Here is a 21,616-nt window from a genome sequence, read left to right as displayed (position 1 = left end):
ATTAATGAAAAGGGAGTAGTGCAATGAATACCAGTACAAGTTATCTTGAACAGTATGATGCAACGCCTGACGTAGATAAATTTCCATTAGTGCGTCGCTGGATGGATACAGAGCCTTTGCCATTTTTTAAAGAATTGCGTGAGAAACGTCCCATTTTGGTGACCCCGAAATGCACACTGGTTACCCGGTTTGACGATGTGAGAGAACTACTGACGATGTATAAGGTATTTACCGTCAAACCCTATGTGCCAAAAATGGATAATTACCTGATGATGCATGATGATGATGCGCTGCATACCCGTGAGAAATCACTGATGCAGTGTATGCTGAATCGTGATGATCTCCCCAGAGTGCGTAGTATGGTGGCGGATATTGCACGAGGAATTCTCAGTCAGGGCAATGGCCGGATTGAAGTTGTGAATGATTTTTGTCGTACGGTTCCAGCCATGCTGGTACAAAAATACTTCGGGTTAACCGGTGCCAAGACGGCTGATTTGATTGAATGGTCTTACTGGAATCAATACGACACCTTTCATAATCAACCCTTCGATCTGATACCTGCAGAATTGTCGCAGCAGATTATAGATCGTCATAGTGAGACTTCCAAAAAACTCGGGAGTTATATTACGATGCTCATTGCGAAGCGTCTGTTTGCGGTTAAACTCGAAAAATGGACATTCTCAACCATTATCAGGCTGCAAGACGATATTGTGACGAGAATGTTACGCACCAGTTTTGCCAAAGAGCTGGATTTTGATATCAAGCGATTGGGAGTTAACGCCGGCGGTCTTCTGATCGGCGCAATCGAAACCACTTCGCAGGCCGTAGCGCAAGTGTTGCAATACTTGTTTCAGCACCCCGAATGGTTGGCCACGGCAAAGACTGCTGCGCAGAAGGAAGATACTGCCGAGTTCGATGGCATCGTGTGGGAAGCCTTGCGTTTTGTGCCGATTACGCCTTATTTATTCCGTACCACTGCGAGCGATTATGCCGCAGCAAAAGGTACGGATTATGAAACCGTGCTGCGTACCGGTACTTATGTGTTGCCGGTAACGCTATCAGCCATGTTTGACGAACGGGCATTTGAATCGCCGGAAAAATTCATTCCGCACCGCAATTGGTATAACTATTTCCATTTTGGCTTCGGTGGCCATGAATGCTTAGGACGTTATGTGGGTATGGTAATGATTCCTGAAATGGTACGCCAGGTATTATTGAAGAAGGACGTCGAACCCAAAGGCAACATGGATTACAAATCCGGCCCCTTTCCTGAATCATATGATCTTGCGTGGGCTGTGTAGTCAGCGCAAGGCGCTACTGGTATTGCGAGATTCAGTGTTCTGTCGCCCCAATTTTCTTGTGATTTGTAGCGATAGAACACTGAGTGAGCTTAAACATTAATAGTTAGATTTTTCTTCAGTCGATCTGGCCTTTCCGCCGCCTTCCTGATCACCGGCCGGTATTTGATGGAACGGCTGGATTGTCTTACCATAAGCTTCGGGATCAGGTGTTTCCGGTGCTGTCGGCTTGCCGCCACAAGCAACTAATGTCACTACTGCAGCCACTACAAAAAAATGTGTAATTCTCATAGAAAACCTTCTGTTGGTTGATAATCAATCGTTTGTGTTGCACGATTCATAGATTATCGGTTGAGACGGTGTGGCACATTGATTTGAATCAAATTAAATTAATTTTAATTAGCAGTAGTGTGATCAATGGCACGAATCAGATTACATTTTTATCAGTCATTGAATGATTTTGTCGAACGGGCATTGCGCGACACTGAAATTATTCATCATCTTGATCGAAAAGCTTCGATCAAGGACATGATCGAGTCTTTCCATGTACCGCACACGGAAATTGAATTGATTCTGGTCAATGGGATTGCCGTCAATTTTAACTATATTGTGCAGTGCGGTGATGAGATTCAGGTTTATCCTGTATCTGAGCATTCGACAGTGGCAACGTTACTACCACTTCGTCCAACATTGATGCGGCCGCCACTATTTTTGGTGGATGTTAATCTTGGGAGACTGGCGCGCTATCTGAGGTTGCTGGGATTTGATTGCTGGTATCGCAATGACTATGATGATGCCACAGTGGCGAGAATAGCCGGTGAACAGCAGCGCACTGTACTGACACGCGATCGCACATTGTTGCAGCGCAGGGTTATCACTTATGGATATTTTGTCCGGGCAAGTTTACCTAAAATTCAAACGCAAGAAGTTTTGAAACGATTTGATTTATATCCTTTGTTAAAGCCATTAACACGTTGCACATATTGCAATGGACGATTAATTGAAACCGAAAAGCAAAAAATAGAGCATCGACTGAAACCATTGACCAAACAAAACTATGATAGATTTCTAATGTGCTCGGAATGTAGCCAGATTTACTGGCAAGGTAGTCACTTCGCGCGTGTAAAGCATCTGGTTGACGAATTTTCTGTAGCAAAATGACCATACAGCTTGAACTCAGGTTACGCGCTATTTGATCGTACGTTATCAGGCTCAATTTCATGAGCGTAATCAAGGCGCATTTTTTATTTGACATCAGAGACAACTGGTCGTATTATAAAGTTATGCCTAAATCAGTTAAAAAAGAATCCAATAGAGAAAATCTGTTAAACCAGGGTGTTAATCTATTCATGAATCAAGGCTATCATGGGACAGGGCTACAGGAGATTCTGGATGCGGTCAATGTTCCCAAAGGTTCTTTTTATAATTACTTTGGCAGTAAAGAGGATTTTGGTGCTGATGTCATTCAACACTACACTGAGCCGTTTATTATGCAATTAACAGCCCATTTGGATAACTCAGATGCTGATGCGCTCAGTGCGATCAGACGCTATTTTGATGAACTCATTGTAGAACTTGAAAAGAATGAGTTTAAAGGTGGTTGCCTGCTGGGTAATTTCATGGGGGAAATGGGTGATACCAGCGAAGTTTGCCAGAAATCGCTTCAATCTGCGGTCAAGCGCTATCGGGATCTATTGCAACTCGGGTTGGCTAAAGCGCAGCAACAAGGTACGGTAAGACTGGATAAGTCAGCGGAAGAAATGGCTGATTTGCTGGTGAATACGTGGCAAGGTGCTTTATTGCGTATGAAAATAGAAAAATCATCCGCTCCAATTAAGCAGTGTTGTCAGGATTTGCTGGGAGATTATTTCAGGTCTTAATTTTTTTTACTTAAATAAATACGACCGGTCATATTTATTTAATTTCATTCTACAGGAGATAAAATGCCAAAATATATCATCGAACGGGAAATTCCCGGCGCAGGTTCATTGACACAACAGGACTTGCAAACCATTTCGCAGAAATCATGCGGTGTACTGAACAGCATGGGGCCACGCATCCAATGGCTGGAAAGCTATGTGACGGATGATAAAGTCTATTGCATCTACATTGCGCCCGACGAGGCGACCATCAGAGCACATGCCGAGCAAGGCGAGTTTCCCGCTAATCGTGTTGCGCGAATCAAATCCGTAATCGATCCGACCACCGCTGAGTAGCACGGGAAATTACGATCGCTCGTGAAAATGAGTATTTAAAAAGGAGGTAATGTTCATGCAATCCTACGTTATTCGATCCACGATATTCATTCTAGTTCTGACTGTCGCGGGTATCTCTGAGTCTTTCGCTGAGAATGCAGCGGCAACTGCGACCAAAAAACATGAAGCTTCCGCAGGGGCGGGAGGTGGCCACAAGCATTACGTGCAATCGGATGAGGGGCACAAGCCGGGCCCGGATGGTCAGCTTGCCCCCAAGTTGCATAACTTAGGGGAACATACGTTTCCCGTCAGCACACGCAATCCGTTAGCGCAGCAATACATCAACCAGGGCCTCAATCTTGCCTACGCATTCAATCATGCCGAAGCACGTCGGGCGTTCCGCGAGGCGGCGCGGCTGGATCCCGGGCTTGCGATGGCTTATTGGGGGCAGGCGCTGGTACTGGGTCCCAACATCAACGCCATGATGGAACCGAACGAAGAGCCTCAAGCGTTGGAGATCGTGCAGCGGGCCAAGTCGTTGATGGCGGATGCGCCACCGAAGGAACAAGCGCTGATCAATGCGCTTGAGAAACGTTACTCGGGGCAGGCTGAGCAACGGGAGGCGAATAATAAGACTTATGCGGAGGCCATGCGGGAAGTGCATCAGCGTTTCCCGGATGATGCGGATATTGCGATGCTGTATGTGGAATCCATGATGGACTTGCGGCCTTGGGGTTACTGGATGTTGGATGGTCAACCCTATGAGGGGACAGCCGAAATCGTCGCGCTGACCGAAGAAGTGTTGCGACGCAATCCAAAACACCCAGGCGCTCTGCATATGTATATCCACCTGATAGAGCCGACAAGTACGCCCGAACGCGCAGAAAAGGCAGCCGATACACTACTGACGTTGATGCCTGCAGCGGGACATTTGATACACATGTCATCGCATATTTATCAGCGCGTAGGCCGGTATGCTGATTCAATGAAGAGTAATCAGCTTGCAATCGCGGCGGATGAAGACTACATCACGCAGAGTCACGCGCAAGGTTTGTATCCGATGGTGTACTATCCGCACAATATTCATTTTCTTTGGTTCGCGGCTAGCGTGGATGGTCAAAGCAAGATTGCCATCCAATCTGCACGCGAAGTTGCCAGTAAAATTGATGATGCAGTGCTGAAGGCAATCCCATTGACAGCAGTCTTCCGTATTACTCCTTATTGGGCGCTTGCGAGGTTTGGTCATTGGCAGGAAATTCTTGCAGAACCTGCACCGCCATCGACCAATCTATTTTTAACAGGAGGTTGGCATTATGTGCGCGGCCTCGCATTTGTCGCGACAGATCAATTGCAACAAGCCGAGCAGGAACTGGCAGCGCTGCGCAAGATCATGAAAGACCCGCTACTGGACGGTCCTCTGCTCTCGAAAAATACCACCAGGACCGTGCTGAGCGCGGCGCCTGAGGTACTCGCAGGTGAGATTGCTGCTGCGCGTGGACAGTTCGATCAAGCCATTGCACACCTTGAAAATGCAGTTCGTCTGGAAGATGCCCTAGTGTATACGGAACCACTAGAATTTCACTTGCCACCGCGGTTGGCATTGGGCGCCATTCTGCTAAAATCAGGGCGACCAGGCGAAGCAGAGACGGTGTATTGGGAAGATTTGCGGCGCAATCGCAATAATGGATGGGCGCTTTACGGCTTGACGCAAGCACTGCGTGCGCAAAAGAAAGATGACCAGGCGGCAGTCATCACAGCGCGTTTTGAACAGGCCTGGGCGCGTGCCGATGTGAAATTGAGTGCATCCCGTTTTGGACGCGAGTGACGGTGTGCCGACAACTCAGGATTTGATCGATGTCTTTTGATAAAACCATGAGTACATTATTCGAAAGCGATTTCGAACAATTAAAAAAAGATTTTCCTTCGATTCAGGAAATTAATGTGGCGAACAAAGATTTCCTTTACCGTCAAGGTGATCACTGTGCCAATGTTTTCTGGATAAAAGGCGGCATCGTGAAGCTTTCGCACCTGACAACGCAAGGAACCGAAATTACCATCGCACTGCTCAGGAAAGGCGATGTGATTGGTTTCTTGGGAGAACATGCTGCGCATCATGCCATGGAAGAGACCGCACAAGCATTAGGAGACGTTGATTTTTACCGCTTGGCATATCAAGATTTCAAAGCACTGTTATCGCAGCATGCAGAGCTGGCATGGTACGTTTTTGAGGAGACCTATGCCCGTAAACAGAAAATCGAGCGTAAACTCAGGACTATCCTGACGCAGCCGGTTGAGATGTGCCTTGCAGTCGCGTTACTCGAGCTGGCCGAGATGTTTGGTATACGCTGCACGCATGGTTATGCATTGGAAATTCACTTAACGCAACAGGATGTGGCGGATTTGATCGGTGCCAGCCGCCCGGTGGTGAGTACAATTCTGAACGATTTCAGAAGCCGCGGCATGCTGGACTACACGCGTGACCAGATTTGCATCAATGATGATGCGCTCACTGCGTTCTGTCATGCAAAATAACTGGCATCACCTGGAGTGATTTTGTTTTGTAGCTAACAGACAATGTGATGGTGCTGTATTAATGTTCGGCATGGTGACCCATCGGGGTGATCACAATTAATACAGGAGCATTGAACATGAAAGTAATTTCACCACGCATGCACGGTTATCTTGATTTTCTGACTGTCATTCTATTTTTACTTGCCCCAACCCTGTTCGGGCTAAATCAAATACCGGCTTTGCTGGCGTACAGTCTGGCCGCGATTCATCTGCTTGTCACATTGGCTTCTGATTTTCCTTTCGGGATCGTCAAGATCATTCCATTCCCAATACATGGCTGGATTGAGCGTGTGGTTGGTCCTGCACTGATTGCAGTGCCTTTTATCCTGGGTTTCGCTACCGATGAAATTGCGAGGAATTTTTATATCGGAGCGGGGGTGGTAATCATCATCGTCGGAATACTGACCGATTATCAAGGTAGGACAAGCGACTGAACAAGCTGCGAGAGGGTGGATATGCCGCGCGGTTGCGCAGAACGCATACAAATTGCTTTCCGTGTTTATTCGCAGCGATAGACATTTCCGATCAGTATGATTTCCTTGTCCACCCCGGGAATCTCATACTTGCCGGTATTGTTGGAACGAATGATATGCACATTATTGCCGCCCAGTTTCTGCGTTTCATGTCTTAAATTGTTTCTGGCTTTGATCAGCCGATCGACGTAGGGCGTATTGTCGTCGGCTGCATCGGTTGCGTCGTCTTTTGAAGAGCCTTTTATTTTACCAAGCAATTCGCATCCGTCGGGACCCTGCTCGCCGACCATGATAGTAACGGGTTTTACCACCTCCGGTTGTGCTGAGATTTCGGCACAGCCGATGATGATCAATACAGTCAGCGCCGTCTTGATGAATGGGTATGATTTTGTTGAAACATGCATGGGTAACTCCTGGATTCTCATTTTTTCTTATGCCGGATAGCATAATTAAACGTCACGTTACCCGTCAATAGCGATGAAGTCGATTGATACTGTGAAATAAAACTCGCATGGATTGCTTTTTAAGTGATTCCTTAGATGGTCTTTCAGGTATATTTTACTCGCGTAACTTATTAGGGAGACGACATTGGATATCATTATTTATATTGCACTGGCAGGAATTGCGATTGCTGTTGGTTACGGCATCATGCTCTATAACCGGTTGGTTGATATTAAGCATGCCGTGTCACAGGCATGGTCCAATATTGATGTTCTGCTGAAACAGCGTCACGATGAACTGCCCAAGCTGGTTGAAACCTGCAAGCAATACATGGGTTTTGAACAAGAAACGCTCAAACAGGTGATCGCGGCGCGTTCGCAGGTTGCAACCGCGCGCGAAGCGGGCAATGTCGGCGCATTGGGTTCTGCCGAAAATAGCCTACGGATTGGATTGGGTAATTTGTTTGCGGTCGTGGAAGATTATCCGGAATTGAAAGCCAGCGAGAAATTCCAGCACTTGCAAGCACGCATTACCGGGCTGGAAAACAGCATCGCCGATCGCCGTGAGTATTACAATGAAGCAGTCAGAATCAACAACGTGCGCATCGAACAATTTCCCGATGTCATTATCGCCAATTGGTTCAAATTCAAGCCGCGCGATTTGCTGGAGTTTAGCGACGCTGATAAGCAGGACGTCAATATCGGTCAATTGTTTGGCTAGCGTAGCGTTAGCATGGATATCCAGTCGCTGGAACTTGCTCCGGAAGACTATGAATTTGCTCTGATCGTATTGCTGCTGGCGGCATTGATCAGTCTCTATGGCGTTGTCCGTAACTGGAAGCGGTTACGCATCATTGAAGACACGCCCACTGCCAAATTACGTTCCGCACACCAAGGGTATATTGAACTGGAAGGGCAAGGGCTGTTTATTGATGATCAGCCTATCTATGCACCGCTATCCAATCACCCGTGTCTTTGGTACCGCAGTCAAATCGAACAGCAAGAAACGTTCATCGAGAATGGCCGCACCCAAACACGCTGGCATGTGGTTTATAAAAATATCAGTGATCACCGCTTCAAACTCACGGATGGCGTGAACAGTTGCTATGTCGACCCGGGTGATGCGGAAGTCAACGGCAACGAAAAGCTGGTGTGGTATGGCAATACCGAATGGCCTATCCGCACTCAGATCCTGGAAAGTCAGTCGATCGTCCATGCGATGACGAATAATTACCGCTATAGCGAATGGTTGATATTGCCCGGTCAGCCGCTATATATATTAGGTCAGTTCACAACCTGGTCAGCAACTGTACAGCAATCAACGCGGGATGTGATGATCAATCTGCTGAATGATTGGAAACAAGATCAGCAGGCATTAAAAGACCGCTTCGATGCCAACAAGGACGGCGCAATTGACCAGACAGAATGGGAAGTCGCCCGCCGGGAAGCACAATCAGCAGCGCAGCAAACCCACGATCAACTGGCTTTGGAACCGGACATGCATATCATGACGAAACCGGACAATTCAACGCAGCCTTTTATCATCTCGGTATACCCACAAACGGTACTGGTGCGGAAATACCGTCGTAACACTTTCATCGCACTGGCAGCGTGCATTACATCAATCTGCGCGATCGCCTGGTTGGTTCACGCGCATGGATGATTCTGCCTGCTAGCGCCAGAACAATTTTGACCGCGCCAGCCGCTGCCACAGGGTGCTGGACAAGTGCGCGTGCTGCGCGATCTCATATTCCAATGCGCCGCTGAGTCGGCCAAGATCGAAGCTGAGTGTGGCGGATTGCCGAGGCAATTTGCGCAGCAATTGCGTACCGATACGCAGATCGTTGGTATAGCCCAGTTCGTCTTGTAACGCCGCCAAGGCGGTGATGAAATGGTCAGTGTGCTTGCCATAGAGGGGTGCGAAGGCTTCTGCAGCATAACGCATTTTCTTCGTCGCAATGCGTGCCATATGGCGTTCCGCAGGACTGAGCCGAGCGAAGCCGTGACAGCGCTTGCGCAGCTTCTGCCAGCGTTGCTCGAGTATCGTTTCCGCCCATGTCTTGGCATTCGGTATTTGCACATCCATTGGTGTTGTCAGCAGGCTGCGGCCAATGTCGAGTACGAGCTGAGTGAATGCCGGTTTGAGCAACAGTGCTTGCGCCCGTTGTCGAGCGCGCGCTGCGGTATCGTGCATCAGAACAAGTGCGGCATCGTTAACGGCAGTGCTTCCCGCCGGTACTTCTAGAATCGACAGAATCTTGGGTAAAGTTTCCTGCTGAAACACATCCCAATCGCGTGCCAGATTCAATGTGTGCATCAGTTTGCGCAGCGGCTGAATCCAATTCGAAGTAGTCTGTCCCAGTGATTTGGCTAGCATTACGCCAGTCTGCATGCGGCGCAGCGCAATGCGAAGCTGGTGCAGGTATTCGATATCTTGCGCATCTTCCAGAAAACCGGGCACATTGGCGACCAATTGCATCAATGCAGCCTGTAGGATGGCATTCCACGCTTCGCCTGCGCTTTGATGTTTTTCGATTGTCGGTTGCACCGCCTTGGTTGGCGCGGCATTTATTGCACCACGTAGCACATAACCGCGTTCCGCTTTGCTGCGCGGTTCAACGTGCAGCGGTACCTGTTGCAGTAATTGTGTGGCTACTTCGAACAAGAATTCGGGTGTGCCGGATTTGAGTTCGATTTCGACTTCGCAGATATCGCGGTATGTTTCTCCGGCATGGATTTTTCCGCTATCGAGCGCTACTTCGGCGCGCGCTGTGTCGTTGCCAATTTGCCAGGTAATGCGCTGAAACTCGGTGGTGAATACCGGTGCGATATGTTTTTGTTTGATGTCGGCCAATAAATCCAATGCGGCTTGCGGCAGCACGGAAAAATCCGCATGACTGCCGTCTGTGACTGTCATTTCCCATTCCGGGCGACTCGATAATGCACCGACGGATTGCGTTGCCGCTTTCAACGTTTGGATCCACTGATTATCCACCCGGCGCACGCGCAACGCGATGCCACGTTGCATCAGATCAAACTGCGGGGTGTCGAAATAGATGCTGAGCAGCGGGCGTTTTCCCGGTTTGATTGTATGCAGTAATGGGTGCTGTCGGATACGCGCAGTATGGCGGGGATGCAAGGCCAGTTTCAGTTCAATCTCCATAACGACTTCTCTGTCTGAACGATACTTTGTGCACAGTAACTGGAACAGTGCTATTCAATCTTCAAGGTATCAAAGTCGATGCCTGCGGGAGCGGGCGGCGCTTTCAGTTTCATGCTTTCCAGCGCGCCAACGACACATTCGGCGATGATCAAATTGCGATACCATTTTCGGTTGGCGGGCACGATATACCATGGTGCCCGATCGGTACTGGTGGCGGCCATCATGGACTCAAACGCCTCGGTATAGCTGCCCCAGAATTTCCGTTCTTCAATGTCCCCTTCACTGAATTTCCAGCGTTTTTCCGGATTGTTGATGCGCTCCTCCAGCCGTTTTTTTTGCTCGTCCTTGGAAATATGCAGGAAAAATTTCATAACGACTGTACCACTTTCCGACAGCAATTCCTCGAATTCATTAATTTGATTAAAGCGTTGTTTGACCACCTTGTCCGAGATGCATCCATGCACGCGGGTGATCAGCACATCTTCATAGTGTGAGCGGTTGAAAATGCCGATCTGGCCCTTGGCGGGCGCTTTCTGATGCACGCGCCACAAAAAATCATGTCCGAGCTCTTCTGCTGACGGCGTTTTGAAAGTCACTACCTTGCAACCCTGCGGATTGACACCGGACATCACATGCTTGATCGTGCCATCTTTGCCGCTGGTGTCCATGCCCTGCAACACGATCAGTAAAGCGCGGTCGCCATTGGCGTACAAGTGCTCTTGCAATTCACTCAGCTTGCCGATCAATTTTTCTGTGGCAGCCTTGGCCTTTTCTTTGCCTTGCCCGGTTTTTTTGTAATCACCGGTGTCGTCGGGATCAACATGCGCTAGTGATAGTTTGCTGCCGGGTTTGATATGATAGTTTTTCATTTTTTCCTCTTTTTGCATCGTGCACATGCATATCGTACACCTTACCGGATGTCAGTGAACGATCATCGGATATGTACATTTGACCGATTGGCAGCAGCGAATTTCAGGGCATAGCAGCAGAGGGATCAGAGCCGGGTGTTTCAACTTCCCGAAAAATACTCACCTGTGCGATGCCATCGCTACCGATCATGCCGCGGTACATGCCTTCGGTGTTGAAACGCATGGTGTAATTGCCTTTCGCATCCAGCACGATCAAGCCGCCATCGCCGCCGATAGCGGCGATTTCCGCTAACGTGTTATCCGCCGCTTCGGCAATCGGAGTATGCAGCAATCGCACCTGTGCTGCCGTGTTGAACGCCGCCGCAGCGCGAATGAACATTTCTCCGGTGCCGGTCGCGGATACCGCCACCGAGCGATTGTCCGCATAGGTTCCGGCGCCGATGATTGGCGAATCCCCCACGCGGCCGTAGCGCTTGTTGGTGAGTCCTCCGGTCGAGGTGCCTGCGGCGAGATTACCGTAGCGATCCAACGCCACAGCGCCGACCGTGCCGCGTTTTTCATCAATGCTGGGCAGTTGTGTATCGGAATTGCTGTCGTGATCAAGCAGCACGCGGTTTTTTGCGATGGCTTTTTGCAACTGGTTCCAGCGGAATTCGGTGTGGAAATAAGACGGGTCGACGATTTCCAGTCCTTGTTCGGTAGCGAAGGTCTCGGCACCCTGACCGATTAGCATGACATGCGAGCTTTTCGTCATTACCGCATGCGCGGCGAGGATCGGATTGCGAATGGTGGTGACTGCGGCAACAGCGCCCGCCATGCGGGTTGCGCCCTCCATGATCGACGCATCCAACTCATTGCGGCCCTCGTGGCTGAACACTGCGCCCTTACCGGCATTGAACAACGGCGAGTCTTCCATCACCACGATCGCCGCAATCACGGCATCAACGCTGCTGCCACCTGCTTTAAGCACCGTATGGCCGGCTACCAGGGATTGTTCGAGCACCTGCCGATAGGCTTGTTCGTGTTCCGGTGTCAGCCTGCTGCGCGAGATAGTACCGGCACCACCGTGGATGATGAGGCGAATGGGAGGAGTATTCCCTGTAGTTATGTTTGTTTGTATTGATGTCATCAGGATCGAGATATAGAAAGATTAACTGGCTTTCTAATTTACTCGGTAGTCTTTCGTTTTATTTTTCTCGTTCGGTGAATCTAAAAGCATAGGTTCATGTACTTAAGGTATTACTTTATACTTTGGTCATTGATTGTATCCAATCGCGGGATTGTTTGATTCAAACATATTTATGAATTCAATCTCTTTTTTATTAATCTCGCTATCTGAAGCTGTTTCAGATTCATATAAAATCTCTCTTTTAATCGTAAAATCTCGGCACTGTTCTTGTGTGAAATCGCTTCTGATGAGAGAACTATTGGCACGGCCGAAATAGTTAATACTACCCGTCAGATCCTTTCCGATGTAGATCTTCCCATTAGGATAGGTAATTTTGTAAATCCACTTCACTGAGTTAGTTATGCTTAAAGTTGGTTATCCTATCGAATCTGCCTCGATTCCTTATCCGCCATTTCCAGCACATCGTTTGCCGTGAGTTGCTGACTCATGTCTCCATCCCAGTTCGCGTTGAACGGCAGTGTGTTTTGCACGCGCGTGGCGCGGCTGAGATAGGCTTGCAATGTCATATCCGCTTGCGTGATGGGAATGACGATGGCGCGCGGGTTACGGATAGCTTCGCTGAGCAGGAGTTGATTGATTTTGGCTTGAGATCGCTTGTCAAGTTTTGCTTTAGACGTTGAACGTGCGGTACTCAGCGATTTTTTGAGGAGTGCGTCGTGATTGCGTTTGTCGTCCTCCAGGATGGCGTAGGTTTGCAGATACAGCACATGTTCGCGCCAGCCGAGCAGACGCGGCTGATTGACCACGCGCACCGGTGTGCCGACCGGTACGGCATGGTAGATGGTCACGATATCCTCGGGATACATGCGCAGACAGCCGTGACTGCCGCGCAGGCCGATGCTCGGCGGTTTGTCGGTGCCATGAATGGCGTAACTCGGCCAGTCAAATTTCAATACGTGGGTACCCATGGGATTATCCGGTCCAGGCGGTACGACGGCAGGCAATGGGTCGCCGTTTTTTTCGTGTTCTCTACGGATGGAAAGCGGCGGTGTCCAGGTTGGATTTTCTTTTTTGGAGACGATCCGGGTCATACCTTCCGGTGTTTTCCATTCCACGCGTCCGATGCCGACCGGGTGAGTGATGACTTTTTGCGGTTCACCGGGCTTGGTCTTGGGATAATAAAACAAGCGCATGGCGGCGAGATTGATCACAATACCTTGGCGCGGTGCATCGGGCAGCACGAACTGGGTAGGAATCACAATCTTGGTGCCGGCGCGCGGTAACCAGGGGTCGACATGAGGGTTGGCGCTGACGATTTCCTCAAAGCCCAGATTGAAACGGCGGGCGATATCGGAAAGTGTGTCATCTTTGTTGGCAGTAATGATCTGCAAGGTACCGACGACATCGTCGCGGGTAGGGTCGAAGCTGAATTCATGACTGGCCAGCGGCATAGGTAATGGCTTAGCTGCCGGCGTGGGCAACGCCGATTGTCTGGTTAAAAACGATTGGCAACCGCTCAAGAGGAGAAGGCCACCGAGCAAACCGCAGACTAAGCCGTAACGTAACGATGATGGAAGTATTCTACTGATTTGAATCATGGCATCGCGAAACAATGGGGTAATCAATGGCACATCAATGTACAGGGTTTTTCCTCAGTGCTCAATAATTCGCAATAAATTGAACTCCCACTGATTATCTAACAGGCTGTTGAAAAACGATCCGCGTTGCCGCAATGGTGTTAAAAACAGGCTCAGAATGTGCATTTATTAAGCATAGATTGCAATTTTTCGCCTGTTTCTGCCTTATTAATTGGCTGCCTAGAATACGTTTTACAGCGGACTGTTGATGGCGCCCTATATCGCTTAAATTTCATGTAAAGTACTGCCATCGCTTAGTCCGTTGAATGGTTATCCTGTTAATCCCTTATGACATCTGCCGAATCAACCACCATCTTTACGCGCTCCTGGTCTTTGTACGATCTGATCACGGAACACAATTATATGTTTCATCAGGAAATCTATGCGGGAGTAGGGCGGCTGTTAGGCTTGCGCGAGGATGTCGGGCGCTATCGTTTACTGGATTTGGGTTGCGGCAACGCGCGTTTTTTGGCACCTTGTTTACAGCAATCTCCTCCGGCGATATATGAAGGCGTGGATTTGTCCGAAGCGGCGTTGACTGAGGCGCGTGGTTATTTGGCTGACTTGCCTGGCTCGGGAGTTACCCTGACGCAGGGTGATCTTCTGGAGGCTGTTGAAGTTACCAGTAAAACTTGGGATGCGATTTTCACGGGATTTGCCGTGCATCATTTATCGTCTGCTGATAAAGCGCGTTTTTTTCAGGCCGTTGGGCGTTGTCTGGCGGAAAGTGGCTGGTTGATTCTGGTGGATGTGGTGCGTGAGGAAAACCAGAGCCGCGAGGAGTATTTGGACGGTTATCTAAAATGCATGCGCGACACCTGGAGAAAAATACCGCCGGATCAATTGGAGGAAGCCTGCATGCATGTGTATGATCACGATTATCCGGAGTATTTTTCAACATTACAGGAAATGGCGGCAGCGTCCGGTCTGCAAGCCAGCCGTATCGTAAATCAGTACGAGCAGCACCAAACCTTGTTATTTACGCGCTCTTCCTTGCCATAAATCTAAACGAATCCGACAAATCTTTATGCTACAAAGACTGACCCTGTTGTTTCCGCTTTGGATGATACTGGCCGGCGCCATGGCTTTGATCTGGCCGGAGTGGTTGCTGCCGTTGAATCAGGGGCCGGTGGTGGTGTTGATTCTGGCTTTCGTCATGCTATGCATGGGATTGACCTTGACCTTCGATGATTTTCGCCGAATCGCGCGCATGCCGAGATTAGTGGTGATTGGTTTTGCGGCGCAATATTCCATCATGCCTTTGCTGGCTTGGGGGATTGCGACCGGACTGGATTTGCCAACGCATTTTGCGGTCGGACTGATTCTGGTGGGTTGCTGTCCTGGCGGCACGGCTTCGAATTTGGTGTCGTATATCGCAAAAGCCGATGTGGCGCTTTCGGTCGTCATGACGGTTTGCTCCACATTGGCGGCAGTGATTCTGACACCGTTACTGACGCAATTATTTGCGGACAAGCTGGTTCCGGTGGATACCTGGATGTTGTTCAAACAAACTCTGCAAGTCGTGATTTTTCCCGTTGTGCTGGGCGTTATGCTCAATCGCTGGGTGCCGCAGTTGGTGCAACGCGTGATGCCCGTCGCGCCGCTGCTATCCGTGCTGGGGGTGTGCGTGATCTGCGCGGTGGTGTTTGCAGCCAATGCCGCAACTATTCTCACGCATGGCGCCGCGTTGATTCTCGCGGTTGCACTGCTGCATGGTGGTGGTTTTTTGATTGGCTATCAATTTGCGCGGATCTTCGGTTGTCATACCCAGAGCGCCCGCACCATTTCGATTGAAGTCGGCATGCAGAATTCCGGTCTGGCGATTGTACTGGCCAAGCAGGCTTTTCCGTTGCTACCGCTGGCACCGGTTGTGGGCGCGGTTTCAGTGCTGATGCATTCTTTGGTGGGCAGCTCGCTGGCGGCGCTATGGCGGGCTCGATCATCCCAGCGTCAGCGCTAGTTTTTTCTTTCGTTATTCCTGTTCTCGACATATCATTCGACTATACATCTTCAAGGTAGGCGGTTATGGCAAGTATCGGTTTTATCGGGCTGGGCATCATGGGTAAGCCCATGGCGGGGCACCTGATCAAAGGTGGGCACAGTTTGTTTTTGCATTCGCGTAGCGGCGTGCCTGCCGATTTGGTTGCGCTGGGTGGCAGCGCTTTGGCTTCACCCAGGGAAGTGGCGCAGTATGCTGATATTATTATCACCATGTTGCCGGATACGCCGGATGTGGAAAAAGTGCTGTTTGGAGATGATGGTGTAGTTGAAAGCCTGGCAGCGCATTCGGATCAATCCAAGATCATCGTGGATATGAGTTCGATCTCGCCGCTGGAAACACGTAAGTTTGCAACGCGAATCAATGTACTCGGGCATGATTATGTCGATGCGCCGGTTTCCGGCGGCGATGTGGGGGCGCAGAATGCCGCGCTGACGATTATGGTCGGTTCGAGTGCGGCGGTGTTCGATAAGATTAAGCCGGTTCTCGGCTTGATGGGTAAGACGGTAACCCACGTGGGCGAAAATGGCGCCGGACAGATTTGTAAGGTTGCCAATCAGATTATTGTGTCAGCAACCATCGAAGCCGTGGCGGAGGCATTGTTGTTTGCTTCCAAAGCAGGTGCGGATCCGGAAAAGGTGCGACAGGCTTTGATGGGCGGTTTTGCCGCATCGAGGGTGCTGGAGGTGCATGGCGAGCGCATGATTGATCGGCGCTTTGAACCGGGTTTTCGTATCGAGTTGCATCAAAAAGATTTGAATATTGCGTTGGCAAGTGCTGCCGCTTTGGGTGTAAGCTTGCCCAATACTGCTAGCGTGCGTGAACTATTTTCTGCCTGTCTCGCGCATGGTGGCGCGAAATGGGATAATTCAGCGATTGTAAAAATGCTGGAAAAATTAGCCAATCACGAGATTCACAAACATCCGGAATAATTGCATGTCTCCTCAAGAACTTGTTAAAAGTCTGCGGTCCTTTTTATCCCCCGAAGCGGTGTTGTATGAAACCGAAGATATGAAGCCGTATGAATGCGATGGTTTGTCGGCCTATCGGCAATTGCCCATGGTGGTTGTGTTGCCGCAAACCGAGGCGCAAGTCATTCAAATTCTACAGCTTTGTCACGCAACCCAAACGCCTGTTGTGGCGCGGGGTGCGGGTACGGGTTTGTCGGGCGGTGCACTGCCGCATGCGCAAGGTGTTTTGTTGTCATTGGCCAAACTGAATCAAATTATCGCCATTGATCCGCTGGCTCGGATGGCGCGCGTGCAGCCGGGCGTCAGGAATCTGGCAATTAGTGAAGCGGCTGCCCCGTACGGTTTGTATTATGCGCCGGATCCATCGTCACAAATTGCCTGTTCAATTGGCGGCAATGTAGCGGAAAATTCGGGCGGCGTGCATTGCCTGAAATATGGTTTGACGGTACATAATATTCTCAGATTGCGCGTTTTGACCATTTCGGGAGAATGCTTGGAAATCGGCGGTGAAAGTCTCGATAGTGCGGGGTATGATTTGCTTGCACTGATGACGGGCAGTGAGGGGATGTTGGGTATTGTTACGGAAATTACCGTGAAACTGATCCCGAAACCCGAAAAGGCGCAACTGGTGATGGCAGCGTTTGACGATGTGCTCAAAGCGGGCAATGCGGTGGCGAATGTCATTGGTGCGGGTATCATTCCCGCCGGCATGGAAATGATGGATAAAATTACCATTCATGCGGTGGAAGACTTTCTGCATGCGGGTTATGACTTGGATGCAGCAGCTATTTTGTTTTGTGAATCTGATGGTGGCGCTGAGGAGGTAGCAGATGAGATCAAACGCATTTATGCCATCATGCAGCAAAGCGGCGCGACTAAAATCAGTACCCCGCAGGATGAAGCCGGGCGATTGAAGTGTTGGGCGGGGCGTAAAGCGGCATTCCCCGCGGCGGGTAGGATTTCGCCGGATTATTATTGCATGGATGGCACCATTCCGCGCAAGCGCCTGGCCGACGTGTTGCGGGGTATCGAGGCGCTGTCGCAGGAATACGGATTGCGTTGCATGAATGTGTTTCATGCCGGAGATGGCAATTTGCATCCATTGATTTTGTACGATGCCAATCAACCGGGCGAACTGGAGAAAACGGAAGAGTTCGGTGGCAAGATATTGGAGATGTGCATTCGTGTCGGCGGTGCGATCACCGGAGAACATGGTGTGGGGATGGAGAAAATCAATCAGATGTGTGCACAATTCAGAACCGGTGAATTGGCGATGTTTCATGCAGTGAAAGCGGCATTTGATCCCAGTGGATTGCTGAACCCTGGCAAAGCCGTGCCTACTTTGCATCGTTGCGCGGAACTGGGTGCGATGCATGTGCATCGGGGTGAGGAAAAATTTCCTGAATTGCCACGTTTTTAAAGTCCATGCAAACCATGATTGATCAATATCAAGCAGCCATTCGTATCGCGGCTGAACATAAAACCCCGCTGCAGATATGCGGCGGTGGTACTAAATATTTTTATGGCAATCCCATCACCGGGCGAAGTAATTTGCTGGATGCAACGGCGTATCGCGGCATTGTTGATTACGAACCGACGGAATTGGTGATGACAGCACGTGCAGGTACGCGCTTAGTTGATCTGGAAGCTGCGCTTGATCGATATGGACAGATGCTGGCGTTTGAACCGCCTTATTTTGGCGCAGCCGCCACGCTGGGTGGTTGTGTGGCCGCCGGTTTGTCCGGACCACGCCGCGCCGCTGCAGGTGCTGTGCGCGATTTTGTGCTGGGGGTCAGAATGCTGAATGGTCAGGGCGAGGATTTAAACTTTGGCGGACAGGTGATGAAGAATGTTGCTGGTTATGATGTTTCGCGACTGATGGCGGGTGCTATGGGTACGCTGGGAATGTTGCTCGAGGTTTCCCTGAAAGTTCTGCCGAAACCGGCGACTGAAATTACGTTGCGCATGCAGTTGGATGAGACTGCAGCGATTGAAAAAATGAATCGGTGGGCCGGTAAACCGTTGCCGATTTCCGCGACTTGCCATGTAAATGGTGAATTGTTTGTTAGACTTTCTGGCGCTGAATCAGCAGTACGGGCAGCTCAGGTAAAACTGGGTGGTGAGGAATTGAGTGAAAGTAGTGTCTTCTGGCAGTCGATACGCGAACAAACGCATGATTTTTTTCAATCGGCAAAGCCTCTGTGGCGCTTATCCATTAAATCAACGGCTTCGCCTTTGTTGTTGCCTGGAAAGCAATTGATGGAATGGAATGGTGGTTTGCGTTGGTTATTGGGTGATGAAAGTATGAGTGCAGAAACCATACGAAAAATAGCCAAAGATGCGGGTGGATATGCTACTTTGTTTCGTAATAATGAATCTTGTATCCCCGTATTTCATCCGCTTGATTCCGGTATGATGAACGTTCATCGTGCACTGAAAGAAAAATTTGACCCGTCGGGAATCTTCAATCCTGGTCGACTGTATCCTGAAATCTAAATGCAAACTAGACTCGCTGATTTTATAAAAAACTCCCCGCAAGGACAGGAAGCGGATGCCATTCTACGTAGTTGCGTGCATTGCGGTTTTTGTCTGGCCACTTGTCCGACTTACCAGATTCTGGGCGACGAATTGGATAGTCCGCGCGGGCGTATTTATCTGATGAAACAAATGCTCGAGGGCCAGCCGGTTACCCAGAAAACGCAATTGCATCTGGATCGTTGCTTGACTTGCCGAGCGTGTGAGACGACTTGTCCATCAGGGGTGCGCTACGGTGCATTGGTGGATATCAGCCGCGGCATGATCGAGCAACAGATAAAACGCGATGCTAGATCGGATGTTTTACGTTATACACTGCGCAAGATATTGCCGAATGCGCCGGTATTCAGCCTATTGCTTAAAGCAGGGCAGACAGTACGTCCGTTTCTGCCTGCAAGCTTAAAAAGAAAGATTCCGAGTAAACTTGGGTACGCTAAAACACCATGGCCTGCGGCACGGCATGCACGCAAAATGCTGGTGCTTGATGGGTGTGTACAACCGGCATTGGCGCCCAATATCAATGCTGCCACTGCACGTGTGTTGGATCGTCTGGGAATATCACTGATTAAAAGTGTCGATGCAGGATGTTGCGGAGCAGTTGCTTTTCACTTGAACGCGCAGCAGGAAGGATTGGATTATATGCGTCGAAATATTGATGCATGGTGGCCGTTCGTGGAACGAAAGGAAGTTGAAGCGATTGTGGTAACTGCTAGCGGGTGTGGTGTGACCGTCAAAGAGTATGGACATTTTCTGCAACATGATCCGGTATATGCAGAAAAGGCAGCTCAAATATCAGCGCTTGCGAAAGACATCAGCGAGATACTTCTTGCCGAGATGGAAAATCTTGAGCGACTGCTGGATGGAGAGCATATCAATGCGAGCAGGACAAGATTATCTTTTCATTCTCCGTGTACTTTGCAACATGGTATGAAGATTCGCGGTGTGGTGGAGAAAATTCTGAACGCTGCCGGTTTTGATTTGGGCATTGTTCCCGATGCGCATCTTTGCTGTGGTTCAGCAGGTACTTACTCGATTCTGCAACCTGAGTTGTCACAGCAGTTACTGAAAAACAAGATAGCGGCTTTGGAATCGTGCAAAACTGAGCAAATCGCTACTGCCAATATCGGCTGTTTAATGCATTTGCAGGGCGGGACAGAGACATCTGTCAGGCATTGGATCGAATTATTGGATGAGCGCTTATCTTGTCAAGAGAAAGCGCGCGATCTAAAAGCTGGATAGTTAAATATTTCCATTTCGATTAATATTCTAAATTTTTTGATATACAATCCTGAGCTTGATTGTTCGGGGTGACGTGACTGAGCATGTATCAATGGTTATGATTTGGTTTACAAATGATAAATTTTGGAGAGAATATGAAGGTAGTTTCTACACGTAGTTGGGCAACAAAATTAAGTGGCGCGGTTTTGGCATCTTTTCTGGCATTGCCGGCGTATGCGCAGTTAATGCTTGCGCACGAAGGGCATCATGATGCCGGTGGTTGTACAATTAAAACAGGTGAATTTCCAGTAACATTCAGTGCTTATGAAGTTCCGGAAGGCGGAATTCCGCCAATGCATTCATTTTGCGAAAATTTGCCTAATACCGGTAAAGTAAATTTAACGATTGAGTTGCCGCAAGAAGCACGCCAAATACCTCTGGCTGTACGTCTCGTCAAAGAAGGGCATGAAGGCCATGGCGCTAAACCTGCAGCTACTGAACAGAAACCGGCCGATGCTGAGGATCATGCAGGTATGAATCATGACGAACATGCAGGGCATGGTGCTGCTGAGCATGGCATTGTTTATATGCCTGCTGAAGAACATAGTTCCGGAATTATCGTGGTGGCAGCAAATATCCAAGAGAAAGGCCAGTATGCAATTCAACTGGAAAAGAAAGATGATGCCGGCAGTACTAAAACGGTCGTGCGTATTCCATTAAGTGTTGGAAAAGGTGGCGGTCATGGCAGTCATGGTGGCGGTTTCGGTATGATGGAAATTGCATTGGTCGTTATTGTCGGCGGCGGTGCTGCAGCATATTATTTTATGCGTCGCAAGAAAGCAGAAACCCCGGCTTAGTTGATTGTGTAGTGTAATTATCTCGTCTAGTACTGTTAGTTGCATTAATTGCTGAATTAGTATTTTTATTTGCCTGGAATCTTATCTTGTTAATCAATACAGTTCTGAATTTATTAATGGAATAGTTGCGAGTGATTCCTGGGTGTTTTTTTGGTAGGTAAAATGCCTTGACAGTGAGGGATTGACTAAGTAGTCTAGGTGAGAGCAAGGGGATAGGATAAGGACTTGCGGGCAAGAATAAGAAGAAGAGGGAAGTAGGAA

General features: G+C 49.3%; 22 protein-coding genes. 16 read left to right on the top strand and 6 right to left on the bottom strand.

What is annotated here, in order from left to right:
- The first annotated feature begins 23 nt into the window (after positions 1 to 23).
- Positions 24 to 1,301, top strand: a complete 1,278-nt coding sequence (locus tag C8R34_RS11070; protein WP_110340686.1) for a cytochrome P450 — start codon at positions 24 to 26, stop codon at positions 1,299 to 1,301.
- A gap of 96 nt (positions 1,302 to 1,397) precedes the next feature.
- On the opposite strand, the gene C8R34_RS11065 is transcribed toward C8R34_RS11070, so the two are convergent.
- The gene (locus C8R34_RS11065) at positions 1,398 to 1,589 is read right to left on the bottom strand and encodes a hypothetical protein (RefSeq protein WP_110340684.1); all 192 of its coding nucleotides are present in this window, start codon (positions 1,587 to 1,589) and stop codon (positions 1,398 to 1,400) included.
- Positions 1,590 to 1,715: 126 nt separating this feature from the next.
- On the opposite strand from C8R34_RS11065, the gene C8R34_RS11060 reads away from it, so the two are divergent.
- From C8R34_RS11060 to C8R34_RS11035, 6 genes are all read left to right on the top strand, one after another.
- Complete coding sequence (locus C8R34_RS11060; RefSeq protein WP_110340682.1) at positions 1,716 to 2,459, top strand: Mut7-C RNAse domain-containing protein; 744 nt, start codon at positions 1,716 to 1,718, stop codon at positions 2,457 to 2,459.
- A 59-nt stretch (positions 2,460 to 2,518) separates the two neighbouring features.
- A complete protein-coding gene (locus tag C8R34_RS11055; protein WP_258364472.1) occupies positions 2,519 to 3,178 on the top strand; it encodes a TetR/AcrR family transcriptional regulator in 660 nt (219 codons plus the stop codon).
- Between the two features lie 63 nt (positions 3,179 to 3,241).
- Entirely contained in the window at positions 3,242 to 3,514 is a 273-nt protein-coding gene (locus C8R34_RS11050; RefSeq protein WP_110340680.1) for a DUF4242 domain-containing protein, read from the top strand.
- Positions 3,515 to 3,569: 55 nt separating this feature from the next.
- Positions 3,570 to 5,318, top strand: a complete 1,749-nt coding sequence (locus tag C8R34_RS11045; protein ID WP_110340679.1) for a hypothetical protein — start codon at positions 3,570 to 3,572, stop codon at positions 5,316 to 5,318.
- Positions 5,319 to 5,347: 29 nt separating this feature from the next.
- On the top strand, positions 5,348 to 6,025 hold the full coding sequence (locus C8R34_RS11040) for a Crp/Fnr family transcriptional regulator (protein ID WP_110340677.1): 678 nt from the start codon (positions 5,348 to 5,350) through the stop codon (positions 6,023 to 6,025).
- A gap of 116 nt (positions 6,026 to 6,141) precedes the next feature.
- Positions 6,142 to 6,498 carry a hypothetical protein gene (locus tag C8R34_RS11035; RefSeq protein ID WP_110340675.1) on the top strand — a complete coding sequence of 119 codons (357 nt, stop codon included), beginning with the start codon at positions 6,142 to 6,144 and terminating at the stop codon, positions 6,496 to 6,498.
- A gap of 65 nt (positions 6,499 to 6,563) precedes the next feature.
- Here the strand turns inward: C8R34_RS11035 and C8R34_RS11030 are convergent, their stop codons facing one another.
- Positions 6,564 to 6,941, bottom strand: a complete 378-nt coding sequence (locus C8R34_RS11030; protein WP_110340673.1) for a DUF4156 domain-containing protein — start codon at positions 6,939 to 6,941, stop codon at positions 6,564 to 6,566.
- A gap of 184 nt (positions 6,942 to 7,125) precedes the next feature.
- On the opposite strand from C8R34_RS11030, the gene C8R34_RS11025 reads away from it, so the two are divergent.
- Together C8R34_RS11025 and C8R34_RS11020 are read left to right on the top strand one after the other, a co-directional pair.
- Positions 7,126 to 7,698: a LemA family protein gene (locus C8R34_RS11025; protein ID WP_110340671.1), complete on the top strand. Its 573-nt coding sequence runs from the start codon at positions 7,126 to 7,128 to the stop codon at positions 7,696 to 7,698.
- 12 nt (positions 7,699 to 7,710) lie between these two features.
- Positions 7,711 to 8,640, top strand: coding sequence for a GIDE domain-containing protein (locus C8R34_RS11020; RefSeq protein WP_110340669.1), 930 nt, complete (start codon positions 7,711 to 7,713; stop codon positions 8,638 to 8,640).
- A gap of 9 nt (positions 8,641 to 8,649) precedes the next feature.
- On the opposite strand, the gene C8R34_RS11015 is transcribed toward C8R34_RS11020, so the two are convergent.
- From C8R34_RS11015 to C8R34_RS10995, 4 genes are all read right to left on the bottom strand, one after another.
- Positions 8,650 to 10,140, bottom strand: coding sequence for a CYTH and CHAD domain-containing protein (locus C8R34_RS11015; protein ID WP_110340667.1), 1,491 nt, complete (start codon positions 10,138 to 10,140; stop codon positions 8,650 to 8,652).
- 50 nt (positions 10,141 to 10,190) lie between these two features.
- Positions 10,191 to 11,009, bottom strand: coding sequence for a polyphosphate kinase 2 family protein (locus tag C8R34_RS11010; RefSeq protein ID WP_110340753.1), 819 nt, complete (start codon positions 11,007 to 11,009; stop codon positions 10,191 to 10,193).
- 103 nt (positions 11,010 to 11,112) lie between these two features.
- A complete protein-coding gene (locus C8R34_RS11005) occupies positions 11,113 to 12,138 on the bottom strand; it encodes an isoaspartyl peptidase/L-asparaginase family protein (RefSeq protein ID WP_110340665.1) in 1,026 nt (341 codons plus the stop codon).
- 419 nt (positions 12,139 to 12,557) lie between these two features.
- Positions 12,558 to 13,763 (bottom strand): L,D-transpeptidase family protein, encoded by a 1,206-nt coding sequence (locus C8R34_RS10995; protein ID WP_258364471.1) that lies wholly within the window; start codon positions 13,761 to 13,763, stop codon positions 12,558 to 12,560.
- A gap of 300 nt (positions 13,764 to 14,063) precedes the next feature.
- Between C8R34_RS10995 and C8R34_RS10990 the strand changes: the two genes are divergently transcribed.
- The 7 genes from C8R34_RS10990 (at position 14,064) to C8R34_RS10960 (ending at position 21,355) form a co-directional block, all read left to right on the top strand.
- A complete protein-coding gene (locus C8R34_RS10990) occupies positions 14,064 to 14,777 on the top strand; it encodes a trans-aconitate 2-methyltransferase (protein WP_110340661.1) in 714 nt (237 codons plus the stop codon).
- Positions 14,778 to 14,802: 25 nt separating this feature from the next.
- Entirely contained in the window at positions 14,803 to 15,735 is a 933-nt protein-coding gene (locus C8R34_RS10985) for a bile acid:sodium symporter family protein (RefSeq protein ID WP_110340659.1), read from the top strand.
- Between the two features lie 65 nt (positions 15,736 to 15,800).
- Positions 15,801 to 16,706, top strand: a complete 906-nt coding sequence (locus C8R34_RS10980) for a 2-hydroxy-3-oxopropionate reductase (RefSeq protein ID WP_110340657.1) — start codon at positions 15,801 to 15,803, stop codon at positions 16,704 to 16,706.
- A gap of 4 nt (positions 16,707 to 16,710) precedes the next feature.
- The gene (locus C8R34_RS10975) at positions 16,711 to 18,165 is read left to right on the top strand and encodes an FAD-linked oxidase C-terminal domain-containing protein (RefSeq protein WP_110340655.1); all 1,455 of its coding nucleotides are present in this window, start codon (positions 16,711 to 16,713) and stop codon (positions 18,163 to 18,165) included.
- Between the two features lie 5 nt (positions 18,166 to 18,170).
- On the top strand, positions 18,171 to 19,241 hold the full coding sequence (glcE, locus tag C8R34_RS10970) for a glycolate oxidase subunit GlcE (RefSeq protein WP_110340653.1): 1,071 nt from the start codon (positions 18,171 to 18,173) through the stop codon (positions 19,239 to 19,241).
- A complete protein-coding gene (gene glcF / locus C8R34_RS10965) occupies positions 19,242 to 20,519 on the top strand; it encodes a glycolate oxidase subunit GlcF (RefSeq protein WP_110340651.1) in 1,278 nt (425 codons plus the stop codon).
- A 134-nt stretch (positions 20,520 to 20,653) separates the two neighbouring features.
- Entirely contained in the window at positions 20,654 to 21,355 is a 702-nt protein-coding gene (locus tag C8R34_RS10960; protein ID WP_110340649.1) for a hypothetical protein, read from the top strand.
- Positions 21,356 to 21,616: the final 261 nt, after the last annotated feature.

Source organism: Nitrosomonas sp. Nm84, from assembly GCF_003201565.1.
In the GTDB taxonomy this organism is placed as follows: Bacteria; Pseudomonadota; Gammaproteobacteria; order Burkholderiales; family Nitrosomonadaceae; genus Nitrosomonas.
Note: the sequence above shows the minus strand (reverse complement) of the source record. Positions and strands in the feature narration are given on the sequence as shown.

What these genes read in the sequence shown, in the direction of transcription:
- C8R34_RS11070 (WP_110340686.1), top strand. Translation starts at nt 24, where the DNA reads ATGAATACCAGTACAAGTTATCTTGAACAGTATGATGCAACGCCTGAC.
- C8R34_RS11065 (WP_110340684.1), bottom strand. Translation starts at nt 1,589, where the DNA reads ATGAGAATTACACATTTTTTTGTAGTGGCTGCAGTAGTGACATTAGTT.
- C8R34_RS11060 (WP_110340682.1), top strand. Translation starts at nt 1,716, where the DNA reads ATGGCACGAATCAGATTACATTTTTATCAGTCATTGAATGATTTTGTC.
- C8R34_RS11055 (WP_258364472.1), top strand. Translation starts at nt 2,519, where the DNA reads ATGAGCGTAATCAAGGCGCATTTTTTATTTGACATCAGAGACAACTGG.
- C8R34_RS11050 (WP_110340680.1), top strand. Translation starts at nt 3,242, where the DNA reads ATGCCAAAATATATCATCGAACGGGAAATTCCCGGCGCAGGTTCATTG.
- C8R34_RS11045 (WP_110340679.1), top strand. Translation starts at nt 3,570, where the DNA reads ATGCAATCCTACGTTATTCGATCCACGATATTCATTCTAGTTCTGACT.
- C8R34_RS11040 (WP_110340677.1), top strand. Translation starts at nt 5,348, where the DNA reads ATGTCTTTTGATAAAACCATGAGTACATTATTCGAAAGCGATTTCGAA.
- C8R34_RS11035 (WP_110340675.1), top strand. Translation starts at nt 6,142, where the DNA reads ATGAAAGTAATTTCACCACGCATGCACGGTTATCTTGATTTTCTGACT.
- C8R34_RS11030 (WP_110340673.1), bottom strand. Translation starts at nt 6,941, where the DNA reads ATGCATGTTTCAACAAAATCATACCCATTCATCAAGACGGCGCTGACT.
- C8R34_RS11020 (WP_110340669.1), top strand. Translation starts at nt 7,711, where the DNA reads ATGGATATCCAGTCGCTGGAACTTGCTCCGGAAGACTATGAATTTGCT.
- C8R34_RS11015 (WP_110340667.1), bottom strand. Translation starts at nt 10,140, where the DNA reads ATGGAGATTGAACTGAAACTGGCCTTGCATCCCCGCCATACTGCGCGT.
- C8R34_RS11010 (WP_110340753.1), bottom strand. Translation starts at nt 11,009, where the DNA reads ATGAAAAACTATCATATCAAACCCGGCAGCAAACTATCACTAGCGCAT.
- C8R34_RS11005 (WP_110340665.1), bottom strand. Translation starts at nt 12,138, where the DNA reads ATGACATCAATACAAACAAACATAACTACAGGGAATACTCCTCCCATT.
- C8R34_RS10990 (WP_110340661.1), top strand. Translation starts at nt 14,064, where the DNA reads ATGACATCTGCCGAATCAACCACCATCTTTACGCGCTCCTGGTCTTTG.
- C8R34_RS10985 (WP_110340659.1), top strand. Translation starts at nt 14,803, where the DNA reads ATGCTACAAAGACTGACCCTGTTGTTTCCGCTTTGGATGATACTGGCC.
- C8R34_RS10980 (WP_110340657.1), top strand. Translation starts at nt 15,801, where the DNA reads ATGGCAAGTATCGGTTTTATCGGGCTGGGCATCATGGGTAAGCCCATG.
- C8R34_RS10975 (WP_110340655.1), top strand. Translation starts at nt 16,711, where the DNA reads ATGTCTCCTCAAGAACTTGTTAAAAGTCTGCGGTCCTTTTTATCCCCC.
- glcE (WP_110340653.1), top strand. Translation starts at nt 18,171, where the DNA reads ATGCAAACCATGATTGATCAATATCAAGCAGCCATTCGTATCGCGGCT.
- glcF (WP_110340651.1), top strand. Translation starts at nt 19,242, where the DNA reads ATGCAAACTAGACTCGCTGATTTTATAAAAAACTCCCCGCAAGGACAG.
- C8R34_RS10960 (WP_110340649.1), top strand. Translation starts at nt 20,654, where the DNA reads ATGAAGGTAGTTTCTACACGTAGTTGGGCAACAAAATTAAGTGGCGCG.